This window comes from Noviherbaspirillum sp., assembly GCF_035254865.1.
In the GTDB taxonomy this organism is placed as follows: domain Bacteria; phylum Pseudomonadota; class Gammaproteobacteria; order Burkholderiales; family Burkholderiaceae_D; genus Noviherbaspirillum.
This window is the reverse complement of sequence record NZ_DATFAF010000017.1, coordinates 23,407-41,536: the sequence shown is the minus strand read 5'-3', so window position 1 is coordinate 41,536 and position 18,130 is coordinate 23,407. Positions and strand designations below refer to the sequence as shown.

Sequence of the window (18,130 nt, the reverse complement as noted above, 5' to 3'; positions counted from 1 at the left end):
CCGTGCTCAATTTCGCTTCCTTCATCCAGGTCGGCGAATCGGTGCAGCATCCTTCCGCTTATTACCTGAACAATGTCGGCAACACGCTGGTTTTGCTCGACGCGATGGTGCGCCACGACGTGAAGAAGCTGGTGTTCTCGTCCAGCGCAGCCATCTTCGGCAACCCCGAATACTCACCGATCGACGAAGCGCATCCCAAGGCGCCGATCAATCCCTACGGCCGCAGCAAATGGATCGTGGAGCAGATGCTGCAGGATTACGATGCGGCGTACGGACTGCACAGCGTCTGCCTGCGTTACTTCAATGCTGCCGGCGCGGATCCGGAAGCGTTGCTCGGCGAGCGGCACGAGCCGGAGACGCATCTGGTTCCGCTGGTGTTGCAGGCTGCGTCCGGCCGGCGTGAGCACATCACGGTATTCGGCACCGATTATCCGACCGAAGACGGAACCTGCGTCCGCGACTACATCCACGTGGAAGATCTCGCGCAGGCGCACTGGCAGGCACTGCGTTATCTCGATGCGCATCGTCGCAGCGCGGCATTCAATCTCGGCAACGGCAATGGTTATTCGATCCGTCAGGTGATCGATACCGTGCGCAGCGTGACGGGACGCGATTTCCGCGTCGAGTTCGGCCCGCGCCGCGCAGGCGATCCCTCGGTCCTGGTGGCCGACAGCCAGCTGGCGCGCGAGGAACTCGGCTGGACGCCGCAATACGGCGCGCTGGAAGACATCGTGCGGCACGCATGGGCGTGGGAGCGCAAGCACTGGCAGTGATGCCGGACTGTGCAGGGACAAAAACAACAACCATAAGGCGTGACGATTTTGCGCAAGATTCGAGTGCTCTTCCATGTAACGCACCTGCGGCGCGGGGGCGGTATCGAAACCTCGCTGATGAGCTGGCTGCGCATCCTGGACCGGACTCGCTTCTCGGTCGGTTTGTCGATTGCCTATCCGACCGAGGACATGGAAAGCGTTTTCCGGTCGCGGATTCCCGAAGACGTCGCGGTGCATGTCCTCGGACCGGAGCCCTGGCTGTCGCATTGCAGGAATCTGAAAATCAAGGGCGAGCTGCGCTGGCCCGGCCGCGTGTATGAAGAGGTGTTGCTGCCGCAGGTGCGCAAGTGCGTGTTCCGCGAGCGCATCGAACGCATCGCGCACCAGTACGATGTCGTGATCGACTACGATCTGTCGCTCGCGCGCTTCGCCCATGACTTCGGCAAGCCGCTCATCGGCATCAGCCATTTCAGCTTTTCCCAGCGGCTCTCCACCAATCGCCGCAAGTACCGCACGGCCGCGCGCTATTACCAGCGCTACGACGCCATCGTGACGATTTGCGATGCCATGCGCGACGAAGGCAGGAAGCTGTTCCCGATGCTGGCCGACCGTTTCACCACGCTCTATCCGGGCTTCGACATGGAAGAGATCGATCGGCGTGCGAACGAGCCTGCCGACTCGATTCCGGACCAGCCCTACATCGTCTCGGTCACGCGCCTGGAAGAGACGCAAAAGGATGTCGCGACCCTCATCAAGGCTTTCGCCTATCTGGTGAAGCAACAAGCGATCGAGGAAACGATGCTGATCGTCGGCGAAGGGCGGCATCGTGCCGAACTGGAAAGCCTCGCCGCCGAGCTGGGTGTCAGCGACAGGATCAAGTTCTTCGGCTTCACCACCAATCCGCTGCCTTACATCAGGAACGCCAGGCTGAAGGTGCTGAGTTCCAAATTCGAAGGACTGCCGACCGTTCTCATCGAGGGCCTGATCGTCGGCCAGATCCTGGTCAGCTCGGACTGCCCGACGGGCCCGCGAGAAATCCTGAACGACGGCAAGGCAGGACTGCTCGCGCCCGTCGGCGATGTGGAAGCACTGGCCAAGGCGATGCTGCTCGGATTGCAGGATGGCGAACTGCGAAATGCCTTGACCGCGCAGGCGGCGCAGCATGCGACTACCTTTGGCGTGAGCGCGTTCGGCAATCGGTTTGAGCAACTGGTGCAGCGGATGTTTGCGAAAGCGGCTTGAGGCGCACTAAGGGAGATTCAGGACATCCGTAGGGCACTGGATTAATTGCAGCTGACGACACATGTCTGCAACTGCGTGCCACAGCTAGTGCGACTTCCCTACCAAGATTGACGCGAGATGTAGAAAAGTAGAAGGGCTAGCGGTAGATCGCTGGCCCTTTTTCCGCTGAGCGCTTGAGAGTGTATGGGCTAGGGGAGGCTGCTTGTTGCCATCAACCGGCTACGTTGACGAATCATTTGCACTTCTGCAGCCGGCCAGGAGCAGACGTAAACCAAGCTGCTTTAACTTGCATCCATACTAATGCCGAAATGTAAGCGCGATGTTATTTGACTAGTCTCAACGGGCGTAGATTTGCGTTTAAATAGTCACCGCAATATCCGGCATACCATGTGAATCAGCCAACTTCTTCGAAAGAGGAACATCATGAGCCGATTCAGTACGCTTACTCGGATTACTATGGCATTGCTGTTTGCAGGCGCTGTACTGCCATGGTGCGAGGCGGTCGGTCAGCAAAAATCGCTAAAAGAGCAACTCGTCGGAGCCTGGACTTATGTCTCGGTCGACACGATCCGTCCGGACGGAAGTCGAGTACCGATATATGGGCCCAACCCGCAGGGTCTTGTAATCTTCGATGGCAATAATCACTATGCCTTGGTGAACGCGCGCTCCGACCTGCCCAGATTTGCCTCCAATAATCGAACGTCGGGAACCCCAGAGGAGAACAAGGGCATCGTGCAAGGATCGATTGCTCACTTCGGCCGGTACACTGTCAACGAAGCAGATAAAACCATAACGTTTCATATTGAAACAAGCACATTCCCAAACTGGAACGGCGTCGAGCAAAAACGGCCGTTCACCCTCGTCGGAGACCAACTGAGGTGGGCTACTCCTGGCGCGTCCAGTGGCGGTACGGCCGAAGTAGTCTTGAAGCGTGCCAAATAAGGGTCGTGTACAAAGCGACCACGCATGCGGCATGAATGCAAGCCTGCAACGGAAGAACGCACGCTACGCGCTGGTCGCCTTGCCTCGATGCGCAACCGCTATCGGGATGCAGTGAAGGAACGCTTTCGGGTCGACTGGCGCGGTTTGTCGGTAAAAGGTGAAGGACCGGAACCCGGGCGAAAGCTGCCTGTAGTGCCGTGATCGCGTCAGCCGGGTTCGGCCAGAAGCAGTCAGTGACGGCCAGCCCAAAGCGCTCGATACCGTACCACATGGCAATTCTCTGGCAAATTCATCAAGCTAAGAATGAAGTGCTAGCGCCGATTGTCGTCGACACGCCCAACCAGCAGGAGCAGGCCTATTTCCGTTACGAGCAGATTATGCAGTTTCTCGGCAAGTTCATCCCAGCTGGCGCCCAGTTCATTCTCTGTGCGATGAATCGGGACGAAATTGCGAGTTATAAAAGCCTGTTTGAAAACTCGGTAAAGCGGCAGTAAGTTGGCAATCTGAAGCGCGAAAGAGCGCGGGAAGGATTGCCATGTGGACAGAGCAGCAACGAGCCAGACAGGCCCGGCAAGGCCGTAAGACCAGGCGCTACCCGAGTGATTTGACAGATAAGGAATGGTAGGCCATCGAGCCCCTGCTACCGCGTTCTGCGCGGACCGGTCGGCGCCGGGTAACGGACTTGCGTGAAGTCCTCAATGCGATCCGCTGTCGGACGGCCACCACCATATTGGCCTCATTATCGACGAACAGGACGCGGCGTTCATCCCGCAGGCGCGTCAGCTTGCCGATCTCGAGCGACTTGCCGTCTCGCATTAGGCGCGCGCAAGTTGCCGCATCCACGGGCTTGCTGAACAGGTAACCTTGCATCTCGTCGCAGCCGTTTTCGACCAGCAGTGCCAGTTGCCCTTCGGTCTCGACGCCTTCCGCAATGATCCGCAAGCGAAGGCTGTGCGCCATCGCAATCACCGCACGCGATATCGAGAGGTCGTCGGGGTCCGATGTCAGTTCGCGGACAAAGGATTGATCGAGCTTGAGCTTGTCGACCGGGAAACGTTTCAAGTAATTTAAATTGGAGTAGCCGGTGCCGAAGTCGTCAATCGCCAACTGCACACCCATTTCCTTGAGCGCATGCAGGATGTCGCATGTGCTTTCCGGATCTTCCATCGACAAGCTCTCCGTCAGTTCAAACTCCAGGAACGCAGGGTCGAGCCCCGTTTCAGCGAGAATCCCTCGCACTGTCGCGGGGATATTCTGCGAGAACTGCCTTGGCGACAGGTTAACCGCCACCGGCAGCTTCGGCAGACCGCCATCCTGCCAGGCTCGGCTCTGTTGGCATGCGTTACGCAAGACCCATTCGCCGATCGGCAGTATCAAATCGGTTTCCTCCGCCAGTCCAATAAAACGCCCGGGCGAGATCAGGCCGAGTTCCGGGGGCTGCCAGCGCAGCAGTGCTTCAAGCCCGATGATTCTCCCTGTTCTCAGATCGACCTGAGGCTGGTAATGCAGAACGAACTCATTCCGGGCCAATGCACGGCGCAGGCCGCTTTCGAGCTTGAACCGCTCATGCGCCCCCTGATTCAGCTCCGGCCGGTAGAATTCGAAGCGCTCCTTCTTGCCCAGCATCGCGCGGCGCATAGCGACTTCCGCGCGCTGCATTAGGGAGAAGTAGTCATCACCATCGTTGGGGAAAATGGTGATCCCGATGCTTGCCTCAATGTGCAAATCCTGTTGCTCGAACTCGAACGGCTCGGCCATGCGTGCCAGGATCTGTCGCGCCGCTACAGACAAGTCTTCAGGGTTTGCCCGCACTGCTATCGCAGCAAAACTCTTGTCTCCGAGACGCGCCACGCTGTCACTGTCACCGTGGGCCGCCCAATCCTTGAGTCTCTCCGTGATTTGCAGAAGCACGGCGTGTTCCGCCCAAGGGCCCAGGCTTTCCAATATCAGCGGCAGGCGCAGAAAGTGGATCAGCAGGAAACCCATCAGCTTGTTGCTGCCGGCAATTCTTTCCTGCGTCAGCTTCACACGGTCCCTGAGCAGAATGCGATTCTGCAAGCCGATCGTGACATCGAAATTATTCAGGTATTGCACCTTCTCTTCCGCACGGCGCAGTTCAGTGACATCGATCCCAGTGCCGAGGAAATATTCGATTTCCTCGTTCGCCTTTCTCAGGATGCTTGTGGTCCAGATCAAATGGTGCGTGCTGCCATCGCGGGCCATCCACTCAGTCCGAAGCTGCGGCCGCAGCCTGGAAACGTCCCGTTCTTCGAACATTTCCCTGGCCCGGTCGAGATACCCCGGCGGCAGAAACAAATCCCAGTAATATCGGCCCATCACTTCCTCCGCCTTCCATCCCAGCGCCTGCTCGCAGGCGGGATTGAATAGGACAACTCGACCGCTCGCATCGACCAGCAGTACCAGCGCCCCAGCGGTTTTCACCACTGCGGACAACAGGTTGCGTTCCGCTTCCAGCGCATCGGTCCGTTCCTTGACCAGGGCCTCCATCTTGGCATAAAGGGTGGCTTGCTCCAGCGCGATCGCAATCTGGTTGCCTGCTGTTTCAAGAACCTGCAGGTCCTCATCGACGAAATCCATGTCGGGTATGCCGATCAAATTCATCACGCCCAGCGTGCGTTCTCCCACGGCCAGCGGAATACTGAGATGGTCGCGATGGGCGACCGTGTGCCGCCCCTGCAGCAGCACGCTGCAATTGCGAGTCATCTCCGGCTTGCGCAAGTCCCCGGCCAGAAGTTCTTGCGGCAAGTGCATTCCGGACAAGAAGCGGCGATTTCCGCCGGTACGAAGTTCCGCATGACGACGTCGCGGAATTTTCCGCCTGAATCGAGCAAGCGTATGCATCCCCCTAACACGTCGGGAAAGTCCGAAATGCGTTCGAGAGCCATTTCCGCAACGTCGGTCTCGGTAATGGAGGGATTAAGGCACTCCGCAATCTTGTACAAGCCCTGCAACGACTGGTAGGCATGCGCGATCTGGCTTTGCTGCAGCCGCAGGGTCTCGGTCATCCGTATCGCCTCCTCATACGTCGAAATGAGGAGGTCGAAAATCTGCTGCCGCTCGGCGGTAATGAAATGCGTCTGCCCGCCCAGGCTGATCTGCATGCCTGAAGGCTAGGTCACGTTTTCACACAGTCTCGGCCGGTTGCAACTGGCCGATATCCTGAACGCCCACCGTTGTGATCATTTTGTTAAACGCTCTAAGTCCCTAAAAGGAATATTCCAAATGAATTGAATAAAACATCGAAATCGATATAATCGATTTGAATATATTCGGTTACGATGTATTCGCGGACGATCGAATCGTCAGGTGCACCTAATGTGCATCGTTACTCAAGTCGATAATAAATAGGAGACCCAACCAATGACCCGTCGTCTTATTGCTGCAACCTGCGCAGTCACAGCCCTGATCAGCCTTCCCGCATTTTCCCAGTCCAACGTTTCGGTTTACGGCGTGTTGGATACGGCGCTCGACTTTTCCAACCAGGGTGACGGCACGTTGTCTCGCCTGCAATCCGGCGGCGCCTACGGCTCACGCCTCGGCTTCCGGGGCTCGGAGGACTTGGGCGGCGGGCTGAAAGCCATCTTCACCATGGAAGCCGGCATCGGCCATGACACCGGCACATTGCAGCAGGGCGGTCGTCTGTTCGGCCGCCAGTCGTTCGTGGGTATGGGAACTCCGTATGGCACGCTGACCATGGGGCGTCAGTATTCCCCTCAGTTCTATGTGTTTTCCGATTCCGACGCCTTTGGTCTCGGTCATGCGCCGGGCTTGATGATGATCACCCGCACCAACGCGACCGGTGGAACTGGCTTCATCCTCAACAGTATCGCCAACACCAGCCGCCTGGACAACACGATCATCTATGAGTCACCTACTATTAACGGCTTCAAGGGGCGCGCGCTGTACGGTACAAAAGAGGGCACGCTCGGTCACGCTAGCGGCGCAAGCGGGCATTACGCCAACGGGCCGCTCATCGCAGGGGTAGGCTACACGCAGCTGAAGGATGGCGACGGCGTCGGCAAATGGAAGGCGCTGACCGTGGGCGGCTCCTACCTGATCGGCAACACGAAAGTCTTTGCCGGCTACACCCGCGACACCGATGACAGCTCCAGAACTCCTGCTGGCGGCGGCGCGAGCCTGCGTTTTGACCTGACCAATATCGGTATCCAGTATACCGTGAGCGCCGCACTCCAGTTGCTAGCGCAAGTCACTAATGTCCAGGACAAGTCCAGTAATGAGGTGGGCGACCGCGATTCGATGGTGTTCGGCGTCGGTGCCAAGTACACGCTGAGCAAGCGTACTACCCTGTATACCTCGTTCGGCACCATTGATAACAACAACGGCTCCGCTTATTCACTGGGCGGCGGTCTCTACACCGGCGGCCCGGTATCCGGCGACGCGCGTGCAAAAACCCTGGCGGTCGGCATGGTGCATTTCTTCTGACCAGTCCTTATCGACATCGAGGCTTAAAAAAGAGGAAGATTCATGACTGGTATTGCTACGGCAAGGGTGATTGACGTCCATGCGCACATCGTGTTGCAGGAGACGTTGGATACGGCAGGCGCGTTCGGGCCGACTATCGGGCATTACGAAAGCGGCATGCCGTATTTCGAGGTCGGGAAGAATTATCGCCTCGACGGCGTTCGGTACGTCGGCAGTCCTTTCATGGATCTCGACGTGCGCATTGCGCGCATGAACGAGCGTGGCATCGATTTCCAGGTGTTGTCGCCGAACCCGCTTACTTATCTTCATTACATTCTGGCAGCCGATGCGATCCGATTCTGCCAGGTTCACAACGATGCGGTCGCGGCGCAGGTCAAGCGCCACCCGGACCGCGTGGCTGCATTTGCCGCCTTGCCGATGCAGGACCCGCTTGCCGCCAAGGAGGAGTTCGAGCGCGCGGTCACGGAGCTGGGTTTGCTGGGTGCCTGTTTCGGCACCGACATGCCGTACTCGCTGCATGATGCGAAGCTCGACCCGCTTTACGAGACGGCGGTGCGCCTAGATGTGCCGCTCTTTATCCATCCCGCGCCAGCGGGCATTGATGGCCCGCCCGGCGATCCGGCACTGAAACGGTTCGACCTGGATGTCGTGGCCGGGTTTGCCGCTCAGGAAACCCTGGCCGTCGCCACGCTGATCTTCGGCGAAGTTCTGGACCGGCATCCGAAACTCGACATCTGCATCAGCCATGGCGGCGGCAACATGGCCCTGTTGAAAGGGCGCATGGCAAAAGCGGCGCGCAAGCGGCCGTGGTCGCCCGCCCACTTGCGGGCCGACGGCGCCTTCGAGGAGCGTCTGGCCCGGCTCTGGTTCGACACGCATCTGGACCACCCGCTGGCGGAAATGATGCTGGCGGACCTGGTCGGCCGCGACCACCTGGTGTACGGCACCAACTTCGCCGGCTGGGACGCCCCGGACGGGGGCGATCATGGCGAGGCTGCCTCCTACCTTGCCGACAACGCTCGGCGTCTGTTGCGCGCGGATCGAAAAGTGCGCGCCTAAGCGACTACTGGAAAAACAGAGATGAGTAACCTGATTCTGATTGAGAATGGTTCGGTAATTGACGGCACGGGGCGTGCGCCGTTTGCCGCATCGGTCCTGGTCCACGGAGACGTGATCGTTGCCGTTGGCCCGCAAGCGAATGAGCGGGCCGCGCAGGCCGCAGATGTCACGCACGTCGATGCGACCGGCATGACCGTGATGCCCGGCCTGATCGATGCGCATTGCCACCTGTCCTTCGACGATGCCGAGTCGAACCCGGAAATATTCCACCAGCGGCGCAACGCGTTGTCGGCGCTGGTAGCCTCGTATAACGCCAAGAAATTGTTGCGCGCCGGCGTAACCGGCATCCTCGACCCGGATTCCGTCCATGAGAATACCGTCGACCTGCGTGACGCCATCGAAGCCGGTGTCGTGGACGGCCCGCGCATTGCCTGCGGCTGCTATGCGCTGATCACCGGCGTCGGCGGCACCGGCGGTCGGCTGATCGCTGATGAAGGCGTGACTGGTTACTACAAGGTGGTGCAGGGCAAGGACCAGATCGTGGCGGAAGTTCGTCGCCAGATCAAGGTCGGCGCTGACTGGATCAAGGTGCATGTCTCCGGCGTGGTGCCGCGCTATGCATACCGTGGCGAACAGTGCAGCTGGATGCAGGAAGAGCTGGACCTGATTTGCCAGGTTGCACACGACATGGGCGTGCCGGTCATGGGGCATTGCCGCGGGGCGGAGCCGATCTACCGAGCGGCAAAGGCGGGCATGGACTTGATCGTCCATGGGACCGACATGGACGAACGCGGCATGGAGCTGCTCCTCGACCGCAAGATCCCCGTCTGCCCGGCGTTCACCTTCCAGGCGAACATGGTGGATTTCGGTCACCGGCTCGGCACGGATCCCGGCCTGCTCAAGCTGTTCGAGCGGCAAATCATCAATTCGGCCGAATCGATGCGCAAGCTGCACGCAGCCGGCGTACCGCTCCTGACGGGAAGCGAGGCCGGCTTCTCGATAGTGCCATACGGGCTGTGGCATTACCGGGAGATGGAGGTGTTCACCCGTTACTATGGCATGACCAACCTGCAGGCAATACAATGCGCGACCCAGCATGGGGCCATTGCCCTGAAGATGGAAGGGAAAGTGGGCACCATCAGCGCCGGCATGAAAGCGGACATCCTCTGCATCGACGGCGATCCCTCCACGCAAATTGAAGTCCTCGGCGAGCCGGACCGCCTCAAGCACGTGTTCCTGGGCGGCCGAGCCATCGACCTGTCTCCGCTGCCGGAACGCAAACCCATCTCCGGATGGAAGTACCCAACCATCGGGCGTCGGCTGAGCAGGGAAGTGATGCAAGGTCGCGCGTCATGAACCGATTTTCCAGAGCAAGGTAGTCCAGCGGTAACCAGGGTTGCCGGAACATCGGCACGCCATGGATATCCTCAGTATCTAAATACTATTTCAACGGTAGGAGACAACATGAAAGCATCCAAACTGTTCGCATTTTCCGCAATTGCGCTCGCCTGTGCCATGCAGGGAGCCCATGCGCAAACGCCGCTCAAGACCATCAAGATCGGCATATTGACCGACATGAGCGGCCCGCTGGCCGATGCCTATGGCCCCGGTTCGGTGCGGGCCGCCGAAATGGCAATCGAGGAAGCCAAAAGCCAGTTCCCGGGCGTGAACATCGAGCTGGTTTCTGCCAACCATCAGAACAAGGTGGATGTGGCAACGACCATTGCCCGCAAGTGGTATGACGTCGAGAAGGTCGATGCCATTTTCGACCTGGTCAACACCTCCGTCGCGATCGCGGTGCAGGGCGTGGCGCGGGAACGCAAGAAGATCGACGTGCCGATCACCGGCGCAAGCTCGCTGACCGGCCAGCACTGCTCCCCATGGGCAATCCACTGGTCCACCGACACGCATATCCAGACCGGCGGCGTGACCAGCGGCGTGATGGCGACCGGCGGCGACAGCTGGTTCTTCATTACCGCCGACTATTCCGGCACCCGCGAAATGGCCGACCAGGCGAAGGCGATCGTCAAGAAGGGGGGCGGCAAGGTGACTGGCGAAGTACTGTTCCCGATGGGCAGCACCGACTTTGCTTCCGCTGTCGTGGCAGCGCAAGGCTCCAATGCGAAAGTGATCAACCTGGCTAGCGGCGGGCAGGATACCGTCAACGCGATCAAGCAATTGGCAGAATTCGGCCTGGTCGCGCAGGGCAAGCGCATCGTCGCGCCTTCGATCTTCCTGACCGACATCCATTCGCTCGGCCTCAAAGCCGCACAGGGCGTGGTCTTTGTCGATTCCACCTACTGGGACCTGACGCCGGAAACCCGCACCTGGTCGAAGCGCTTCGCGGAAACCATGAAGCGCCCGCCAACGCCGCAGCAAATGAACGTCTATGGCGCAGTCCAGCACTACCTGAAGGCGGTGAAGACGGCAGGCACGACCGACTCCGACGCGGTGATGAAGCAGGTGCGTGCGACGCCGATCAACTTCTTCAATACGAAGAATGGCGTGGTGCGCGAGAACGGCAGCGTGGTGCGCAAGCGCTACGTGTTCCAGGCCAAGTCGCCGGCCGAAAGCAAGTATGCGTGGGATTACCTGAAGGTCGCCAAGGAACTGAGCCTGGAAGAAGGTGCGCCGGTACCGGTTGCCGAGAGCGGCTGCAATTTCACAAGCAAGTAAAAGAGGAACTGGTATGGTGGGTGCGAAGCAGGACGAGTATGTCGTCCAGGTGCAGAACGTTACCAAAGAGTTCAGCGGTTTTACGGCAGTTAAGAATCTGAATCTGAATATTCGCCGGGGAACTATCCATGCGTTGATTGGCCCGAACGGGGCCGGCAAGTCGACGGTCTTCAATCTGATCACGAAGTTCCTGCCGCCGACGTCCGGCCGCATCCTCTATAACGGGCGCGACATCACCTCACTCGAGCCGGATCAGGTAGCCCGGCTCGGGATGGTGCGCTCGTTCCAGATTTCGGCAGTCTTCCCCAGCCTGACGGTGCGCGACAACGTGCGCATCGCGCTCCAGCAGCACACCGGGCGTTCCTACCATTTCTGGCGTCCGGAGTCCACGCTCGAGTCATTGCGCGTCCGCTCCATCGAACTTCTCGACATGGTAGGCCTGGCGAACCTTGCCGATCTCACCGCGGCAGAACTGTCGTACGGGCGCAAGCGCGCGCTGGAAATCGCCACGACGATCGCGCTCGAACCGGAAGTGCTGTTGCTGGACGAGCCGATGGCAGGGCTGGGCACGGAAGACATTGCGAGGATCGCGAACCTGATCAAGATGGTGGCGAAGGAACGTACGGTGCTGATGGTCGAACACAACCTTTCCGTGGTCCAGGATTTGTCCGATGTCATCACCGTGCTGGCGCGCGGCGAAGTGCTGGTCGAGGGTAATTATTCCACTGTCTCAAAGAACCCGGACGTGATCGCCGCATATATGGGAGCAAGAAATGCATGACGCTAACGTAACCGCGTCTCCGCTGCTCAAGGTGGACAGGTTGAATGCCTGGTATGGCGAAAGCCACGTGTTGCACGGAATGAATTTCGAAGTACGGCCCGGCGAAGTCGTGACGCTACTTGGCCGCAACGGCGCAGGCAAGAGCACGACCCTGCGCTCGATCATGGGTACGCTTTCCAAACGCACCGGCAAGGTGACGTTTGCCGGGCGCGACTTGGCCGGCCTGCGGCCGGACTTGATCGCCCGCGAGGGGATCGGCTATTGCCCGGAAGAACGGGGCATCTTCGCCAGCCTGAACGTCGAAGAAAACCTCGAGATGCCGCCGGTGGTGAAAAAAGGTGGCATGACGATCGAGGAGATTTACCAACTCTTTCCGAACCTGCTGGAGCGGCGCAAGAGTCCTGGCACCAAGCTGTCGGGCGGCGAGCAGCAGATGCTGGCGATCGCCCGCATCCTGCGCACCGGCGCCGCGCTGTTGTTGCTGGATGAGCCTACTGAAGGGCTCGCGCCGGTGATCGTGCAAAAGATTGAAGAGGCGGTCAAGATCCTCAAGCAGCGCGGCTTCACCATCCTGCTGGTCGAGCAGAACCTTCAGTTCGCCACAGCGCTGGCAGACCGGCACTATGTCGTCGAAGGTGGTCGCGTGATCGACTCGATGGACAACCGGGACGTGCAGCACAGCATGGACAAGATTCAATCGTATCTCGGCGTATAGGGACGGCACATGTTTGAAATATCACTTTTTGGCAGTACCTATAATTCCTACTCGATTTTCGGGCAATTGCTGGTCGGCCTGATCAACGGGTCGTTCTACGCAATGCTCAGCCTTGGCGTGGCGATCATTTTCGGCATGCTGCGCATTGCCAACTTCGTGCATGGCGCCCAGTACATGGTCGGCGCGTTCGTCGCATGGGCGCTGCTGAACCTGCCGGAACTATTTCCCGACCTCGGCTTGCCGGCGATCGGCTACTGGTGGGCGCTGCTGCTCGTGCCGCTTGTGCTCTGCCTGTTTGGCATGGTCACGGAAAAGCTGTTCATCAAGCCGGTCTACAAGATGGACCATGCGTACAGCTTCCTGCTGACGATCGGCCTGGCGATGGTCATCGAGGGGCTCACCCAGGTCCAGTTCGGCACCGCTGGCCTGCCCTACAGCATCCCGGAGCAACTGCAGGGTGTGCAGAATCTCGGCTTCATGATTCTTCCCAACTATCGCGGCTGGGTGGTGCTCGCGGCGATTCTGATTTGTTTTTGCACCTGGTTCGTGATCGAGCGCACCAAGCTCGGCGTCTACCTGCGGGCTGCGACCGAAAACCCGGTGCTGGTACAGGCGCTCGGGATCAACGTGCCCCGCATGCTGATGCTGACCTATGGCGGCGGCGTCGCGCTGGCCGGGCTGGCGGGCGTGATGGCGGCACCGATCTACCAGGTCAGCCCGCTGATGGGGCAGAACATGATCATCATCATCTTCGCGGTCGTGGTGATCGGCGGTATGGGGTCCATTTTCGGCGCCATCGTCAGCGGCTTTGGCCTCGGTGTCATCGAAGGCATGACCAAGATCTTTTACCCGGCGGGATCGACCACCGTCATTTTCGTAGTGATGGCAATCGTGCTCCTGGTGCGCCAGCAAGGACTGTTCGGCAAGGAAATGGGCACTGCCGCGCAGGCAACCGAATCGACCGATGTGCGGGTTACCCAGTGGGCGGCGAGCGAAATGCATTACCTCATCGGCTTGCTGGCGGTGGGGCTGGTCGCCCCGCTGTTCCTGTACCCGATGTTCGTAATGAAGATCCTGTGCTTCGCACTGTTCGCGGTAGCTTATAACCTGATTTTCGGCTACGGCGGGTTGCTGGCATTCGGCCATGCCGCGTTTTTCGGCGCGTCGGCGTACGTGTCGGCGCATCTGGCCACCGAACTCGGATGGAATCCGGAATTCGCCATTCTCGCCGGCACGGCCGCCGCGACGCTGCTCGGAGCGTTGATCGGCTGGCTCGCGATCCGGCGGCAGGGCCTCTATTTCGCGATGATCACGCTGGCCATGGCGCAGATCGTGTACTTCTATGCGATCCAGGCAGGGTGGACCAAGGGCGAGGATGGCATCCAGACCGGCCCGCGCGGACAGCTGTTCGGGCTTATCGACCTGAACCAGCCGATGGCGATGTATTACGTCACGCTGGCGATCTTCCTGTTCGGCTTTGCGGTAGCCCTGCGCACGATCCGCTCGCCTTTCGGGCAGACGCTGAAGGCGATCCGCGAGAACGAGCCGCGCGCCATATCACTCGGCTACAACGCCAAGCGCTTCAAGCTGCTCGCGTTCACGATCTCGGCCGCGCTGGCGGGTCTGGCCGGCAGCACCAAGGCGATCGTGTTCCAGCTCGCATCGCTCGCCGATATCCATTTCATGACCTCCGGCGAAGTGCTGCTGATGGCGCTGATCGGCGGCATCGGCACCGTGATGGGACCGATTGTCGGCGCGATCGTGATGGTCTCCATGCTGAATTACCTGGCTGGCTTCGGCGCCTGGGTGCAAGTCATCCAGGGCTGCATGTTCGTCGCTTGTGTGCTGTTTCTGCGCAAAGGCGTGGTCGGCACCCTGTGGCCCTACGTGTACCGACTGAAGTTGCCGTTCGTGCGAGGGGACGGTGCGATACCGCTGAATCCTTCGCTGGCAAATAACTCCAAGGAGAAATAAATATGGACCGTATTGAAGAGATTTCCCGTCGTTTGGACCGCGTCGAGTCGCGGTTCGAGATTTCCGAGCTGGTCAGCTCCTATGCGCTTGCATGCGACGAACACGACTTGCCGCGTTTAACCAGCCTGTTTACCGAGGATGCGGAGTTCGACTCTTCCAACGGGATGATGATTGCCAAAGGCCGGGGCGAAATCGTCGACATGTTCATCCGGATGCTGAAGGTGCGTGGTCCTGGTTACCACTGGACCCATGACCACTTCGTCCGATTTGACGGCGCCAATCCCGACCGCGCCACCGGCCTCGTGCTCTCGCATGCCGAAACCTGCCCGCAGAACGAGGTGAGTCTGGCGGCGATGCGCTACGAAGACGAGTACGCGCGCGAAAACGGCAAGTGGAAATTCCGCAAGCGCAAGATCAGCTTCCTGTATTACGTGCCGGCCAGGGATTTCCCAACAGCCTTGTCCTCGACCAACCGTTTCAAGGTGAATGGACAGGACAAGCCGGCCGACTATCCCGAATCACTCGCCTGCTGGCAGGAATTCAAGCGCCAGCACGTGGATGCGTAACACGTTTTCCCGAAAATAACTCGACCGGAGACATCGGATGAACCATACCGAAGAAATGAAATCACTGGTGCGCCGCGCATTGGTACACCTGAAGAACAAGACCACCGACCAGGCGGACGGCACGATGGTGCTGCCAGTGGACGCTTACCTGGATCCCGTGCGCTACAGAAAGGAAGTCGACTATATCTTCAAGCGCTTGCCGCAGGCGCTCGCGCTTTCCATCGAACTGCCGCAGCCGAAAAACTACCGCACCATGACGGTGATGGGCGTGCCGGTGTTGATGATCCGGGGCGAAGACAACAAGGTGCGCGCCTTCATCAATGCGTGCCGCCATCGCGGTTCGCCCGTATGCGAGAAAAAAAGCGGCACTGCGCAGCGCCTGGTTTGCCCGTACCACGCGTGGCAGTATGACATCCAGGGCAAGCTGATAGGCTTGTATGGCGAAGCCACGTTTGGCCCGGTCTCGCCTGAAACCCACTCGCTGACCCCGCTGCATTGCGAAGAACGCCAGGGCCTGATCTGGGTGGCGCTCACGCCCGGGGTGGCCTTCGATATCGACGAGTGGCTGGGCGACTTCGCCGGGCAGCTCGCGACCCTGCGCCTGGATAACTGGTACCTGTACGAGCAGCGTGAGATCGAGGGACCGGGATGGAAGGCCGCTTGGGATGGCTACTTGGAAGCGTATCACCACAACAGCCTGCATGCGAATACTGTCGGCAAGTACACCATCGGCAACCTGCTGGTGCACGATACCTACGGCCCCCACCAGCGCCTGACGTTTGCGCGGCGCTCTCTCGGCGAGCTGGAGGGCAAGCCGGAGGAGGAGTGGGACCTGGATTCCCATATCCGGCTGATCCATTCGGCCTTTCCGAACCTGACGATCTCCGGCGTGATGGGCGACCACTGCGTGATGAGCCAGGTCTATCCCGGCCCCACCCCGGACCGCACGATTACTCGCCAGACCGTGCTGGCAGCCCGTGAGCCGGTGACGCCTGAACAGAAGGAAGCGACCGAGCTATTCAGCCAGATGGTGTTGCAGGCGGTACGGGATGAGGACTACCGCATCGGCTTGCAGATCCAGGATGGCTTGGCGGCGGGCGGCAACACCGCCTTTACCCTAGGGCGCAATGAACCCGGACTGCAGCATTACCATTCCTGGGTCGCCAAATTCGCTGCCCAGGCGTAAACACCTGTTGGTCGTTCAAATACGAATAAAAGGGTAAAGCATGCGTGAATTCGATGTGGTTGTGTTGGGGACCGGTGCGACGGGCTTGCTCGCCGCGCTGACAGCGCACGAAGCCGGCGCGCGCGTCGGCTTGTTTGAAAAGAATGACTTGGTAGGCGGGACGACCGCCATGTCCGGCGGCGTGGCCTGGCTGCCGAACAATCCGCAGGCGGCTGCCGCAGGGATCCAGGATTCGCCGGAAGAAGCGCTGCGTTATCTGGAATCCCTGTCGCATGGGATGACCGACAGCACGCTGCTGGAGACGCTGGTCAAGACCGGGCCGGAAATGATTGACTGGATCGAAAAGCATACGGCGATGCGCTTTTGGCCTTGCAAGATTCCCGACTACCATCCGGAGCATCCGGGCGGCAAGCCGGAAGGCGGGCGTTCGCTTGAACCGAGCCTGTTTTCCTTCCTGGAGTTGGGCGAATGGGCTGACCGGGTCGCGACCGGGCAGTATTCGGATCCCGAGACTGGCGACGTCTACCTGTCGACCGGCGAGTCGCCCCGGGCGGGAGGCAGCGGTTTCATTCTGCCCGAGGTGATGGCGGAGCGGCGCACCAAGCGCATCAATGGGCGCGGCCGCGCCTTAGCCGGCCACCTGCTCAAGGCCTGTCTTGACCGTGGTATCGAGCCCGTGACCGGCTCCCGGGCGCGCGAGCTGGTGATGGATAACGGTCGTGTGACCGGTGTCATCTTCGAGAAGCAGGGGGAGAAGTTCGCCGTCCGCGCCAGCAAGGGCGTGGTGATCGCCACTGGCGGCTTTGAATTCGACAAGGACTTGGTCAAGGCTTTCCTGCGCGGGCCGATGCATCATCCGGCCTCGCTTCCCAGCAACACCGGCGATGGGCTGCGGATGGCGATGCGCGCCGGCGCCATGCTCGGCAATATGCGCGAGGCATGGTGGGTGCCGGTGCTGGCGGTCCCGGGTGAAACGCGTCACGGGGTGCAGCGCACCAGCCTGGTATTGCGGGAGCGCTCCCTTCCCGGCGCGATCCTGGTCAATCAGGATGGCGTTCGGTTCTGTAATGAAGCGGCCAACTACAATGCGCTGGGCGGCGCATTCCACCAGTTCGACCCGGTCAAGTTCGGGTTCAAGAACCTGCCCTGCTGGCTGGTGTTCGACCAGGCGTACCTGCGCAAGTACGGTTTCTGGGAAGTGCCGCCCGGCGGCGAACTGCCGGAATGGGTGGCGCGCGACCCGTCCCTGGCTGGCCTGGCCGGCAAGATCGGTATCGATGCCGACAATTTCAAACAAACCGTTGCTCGCTGGAATGCCAACGTCAGCCAGGGCCGCGACCCTGATTTCCAGCGCGGCGACAGCGCGTATGACGGCTGGAACGGCGACAATGCGCTGTATCCGGACCGAACATCGACGCTGGGCCCGGTGATCGAAGGTCCGTTCTATGCTGTGCAGCTGCACAGCAGTACGCTCGGGACCAAGGGTGGCCCGCAGACGGATGCCAGGGGTGCAGTCCTGGATGTGTTCGGCAAGGCGATTCCCGGCTTGTATGCGGCAGGGAATGCGATGGCGGGCGTGACCGGGATGGTCTACGGCGGCGCGGGCGGCACGCTCGGCCCCGCCATGACGTTCGGCTACCTGGCCGGGCGTGCTGCCGCCACGGCCCCTACAGTGGCATAAGCGTCCGCGTCAAGTCCTGCGTGTGCGCCGTATGGGCGCCATGCAGGGCCGCCCGGGCGATATCCATTCCC

15 protein-coding genes and 2 pseudogenes are annotated in these 18,130 nt (G+C 60.2%); 15 read left to right on the top strand and 2 right to left on the bottom strand.

Features of this window, described 5'->3' with window-relative positions:
* The 5 genes and pseudogenes from galE to VJ651_RS04150 all read left to right on the top strand — a co-directional run.
* Window positions 1-773, top strand: a 773-nt coding sequence (gene galE, locus VJ651_RS04170; protein WP_324106221.1) for a UDP-glucose 4-epimerase GalE, incomplete at its 5' end; no start/stop codon positions are given.
* Between the two features lie 39 nt (window positions 774-812).
* Window positions 813-2,015 carry a glycosyltransferase gene (locus tag VJ651_RS04165; protein WP_414691309.1) on the top strand — a complete coding sequence of 401 codons (1,203 nt, stop codon included), beginning with the start codon at window positions 813-815 and terminating at the stop codon, window positions 2,013-2,015.
* A gap of 456 nt (window positions 2,016-2,471) precedes the next feature.
* On the top strand, window positions 2,472-2,957 hold the full coding sequence (locus tag VJ651_RS04160; protein ID WP_324106219.1) for a lipocalin-like domain-containing protein: 486 nt from the start codon (window positions 2,472-2,474) through the stop codon (window positions 2,955-2,957).
* Between the two features lie 269 nt (window positions 2,958-3,226).
* A complete protein-coding gene (locus VJ651_RS04155) occupies window positions 3,227-3,451 on the top strand; it encodes a hypothetical protein (protein ID WP_324106218.1) in 225 nt (74 codons plus the stop codon).
* Between the two features lie 41 nt (window positions 3,452-3,492).
* Window positions 3,493-3,666 (top strand): annotated as a pseudogene (locus VJ651_RS04150) (transposase); the annotation flags it as partial.
* Window positions 3,667-3,812: 146 nt separating this feature from the next.
* On the opposite strand, the pseudogene VJ651_RS04145 reads toward VJ651_RS04150, so the two are convergent.
* Together VJ651_RS04145 and VJ651_RS04140 are read right to left on the bottom strand one after the other, a co-directional pair.
* Window positions 3,813-5,681: pseudogene (locus VJ651_RS04145) on the bottom strand (putative bifunctional diguanylate cyclase/phosphodiesterase); the annotation flags it as partial.
* Window positions 5,678-6,079 (bottom strand): hypothetical protein, encoded by a 402-nt coding sequence (locus tag VJ651_RS04140; protein ID WP_324106217.1) that lies wholly within the window; start codon window positions 6,077-6,079, stop codon window positions 5,678-5,680. The pseudogene VJ651_RS04145 and the gene VJ651_RS04140, both read right to left, overlap by 4 nt.
* A gap of 259 nt (window positions 6,080-6,338) precedes the next feature.
* Here VJ651_RS04140 and VJ651_RS04135 point away from each other — a divergent pair, with 259 nt between their 5' ends.
* From VJ651_RS04135 to VJ651_RS04090, 10 genes are all read left to right on the top strand, one after another.
* A complete protein-coding gene (locus VJ651_RS04135; protein ID WP_324106216.1) occupies window positions 6,339-7,421 on the top strand; it encodes a porin in 1,083 nt (360 codons plus the stop codon).
* 42 nt (window positions 7,422-7,463) lie between these two features.
* Entirely contained in the window at window positions 7,464-8,480 is a 1,017-nt protein-coding gene (locus tag VJ651_RS04130; RefSeq protein WP_324106215.1) for an amidohydrolase family protein, read from the top strand.
* Between the two features lie 21 nt (window positions 8,481-8,501).
* Window positions 8,502-9,836, top strand: coding sequence for an amidohydrolase family protein (locus tag VJ651_RS04125; RefSeq protein ID WP_324106214.1), 1,335 nt, complete (start codon window positions 8,502-8,504; stop codon window positions 9,834-9,836).
* Between the two features lie 108 nt (window positions 9,837-9,944).
* Window positions 9,945-11,156 carry an ABC transporter substrate-binding protein gene (locus VJ651_RS04120; protein ID WP_324106213.1) on the top strand — a complete coding sequence of 404 codons (1,212 nt, stop codon included), beginning with the start codon at window positions 9,945-9,947 and terminating at the stop codon, window positions 11,154-11,156.
* A 13-nt stretch (window positions 11,157-11,169) separates the two neighbouring features.
* Window positions 11,170-11,937: an ABC transporter ATP-binding protein gene (locus VJ651_RS04115; RefSeq protein ID WP_324106212.1), complete on the top strand. Its 768-nt coding sequence runs from the start codon at window positions 11,170-11,172 to the stop codon at window positions 11,935-11,937.
* Window positions 11,930-12,652 carry an ABC transporter ATP-binding protein gene (locus tag VJ651_RS04110; protein WP_324106211.1) on the top strand — a complete coding sequence of 241 codons (723 nt, stop codon included), beginning with the start codon at window positions 11,930-11,932 and terminating at the stop codon, window positions 12,650-12,652. Before VJ651_RS04115 ends, VJ651_RS04110 begins: the two co-directional genes overlap by 8 nt.
* Before the next feature lie 9 nt (window positions 12,653-12,661).
* Window positions 12,662-14,626 (top strand): ABC transporter permease, encoded by a 1,965-nt coding sequence (locus tag VJ651_RS04105; protein WP_324106210.1) that lies wholly within the window; start codon window positions 12,662-12,664, stop codon window positions 14,624-14,626.
* A 2-nt stretch (window positions 14,627-14,628) separates the two neighbouring features.
* Window positions 14,629-15,192, top strand: coding sequence for a nuclear transport factor 2 family protein (locus tag VJ651_RS04100; RefSeq protein ID WP_324106209.1), 564 nt, complete (start codon window positions 14,629-14,631; stop codon window positions 15,190-15,192).
* Between the two features lie 37 nt (window positions 15,193-15,229).
* Complete coding sequence (locus VJ651_RS04095) at window positions 15,230-16,378, top strand: aromatic ring-hydroxylating dioxygenase subunit alpha (RefSeq protein WP_324106208.1); 1,149 nt, start codon at window positions 15,230-15,232, stop codon at window positions 16,376-16,378.
* A 40-nt stretch (window positions 16,379-16,418) separates the two neighbouring features.
* Window positions 16,419-18,059, top strand: a complete 1,641-nt coding sequence (locus VJ651_RS04090) for an FAD-dependent oxidoreductase (RefSeq protein ID WP_324106207.1) — start codon at window positions 16,419-16,421, stop codon at window positions 18,057-18,059.
* Window positions 18,060-18,130 lie beyond the last annotated feature (71 nt).

Excerpts from the sequence above, each read along its gene's own strand:
- VJ651_RS04160 (WP_324106219.1), top strand. The coding sequence starts at position 2,472 with ATGGCATTGCTGTTTGCAGGCGCTGTACTGCCATGGTGCGAGGCGGTC.
- VJ651_RS04155 (WP_324106218.1), top strand. The coding sequence starts at position 3,227 with ATGGCAATTCTCTGGCAAATTCATCAAGCTAAGAATGAAGTGCTAGCG.
- VJ651_RS04140 (WP_324106217.1), bottom strand. The coding sequence starts at position 6,079 with ATGCAGATCAGCCTGGGCGGGCAGACGCATTTCATTACCGCCGAGCGG.
- VJ651_RS04135 (WP_324106216.1), top strand. The coding sequence starts at position 6,339 with ATGACCCGTCGTCTTATTGCTGCAACCTGCGCAGTCACAGCCCTGATC.
- VJ651_RS04130 (WP_324106215.1), top strand. The coding sequence starts at position 7,464 with ATGACTGGTATTGCTACGGCAAGGGTGATTGACGTCCATGCGCACATC.
- VJ651_RS04125 (WP_324106214.1), top strand. The coding sequence starts at position 8,502 with ATGAGTAACCTGATTCTGATTGAGAATGGTTCGGTAATTGACGGCACG.
- VJ651_RS04120 (WP_324106213.1), top strand. The coding sequence starts at position 9,945 with ATGAAAGCATCCAAACTGTTCGCATTTTCCGCAATTGCGCTCGCCTGT.
- VJ651_RS04115 (WP_324106212.1), top strand. The coding sequence starts at position 11,170 with ATGGTGGGTGCGAAGCAGGACGAGTATGTCGTCCAGGTGCAGAACGTT.
- VJ651_RS04110 (WP_324106211.1), top strand. The coding sequence starts at position 11,930 with ATGCATGACGCTAACGTAACCGCGTCTCCGCTGCTCAAGGTGGACAGG.
- VJ651_RS04105 (WP_324106210.1), top strand. The coding sequence starts at position 12,662 with ATGTTTGAAATATCACTTTTTGGCAGTACCTATAATTCCTACTCGATT.
- VJ651_RS04100 (WP_324106209.1), top strand. The coding sequence starts at position 14,629 with ATGGACCGTATTGAAGAGATTTCCCGTCGTTTGGACCGCGTCGAGTCG.
- VJ651_RS04095 (WP_324106208.1), top strand. The coding sequence starts at position 15,230 with ATGAACCATACCGAAGAAATGAAATCACTGGTGCGCCGCGCATTGGTA.
- VJ651_RS04090 (WP_324106207.1), top strand. The coding sequence starts at position 16,419 with ATGCGTGAATTCGATGTGGTTGTGTTGGGGACCGGTGCGACGGGCTTG.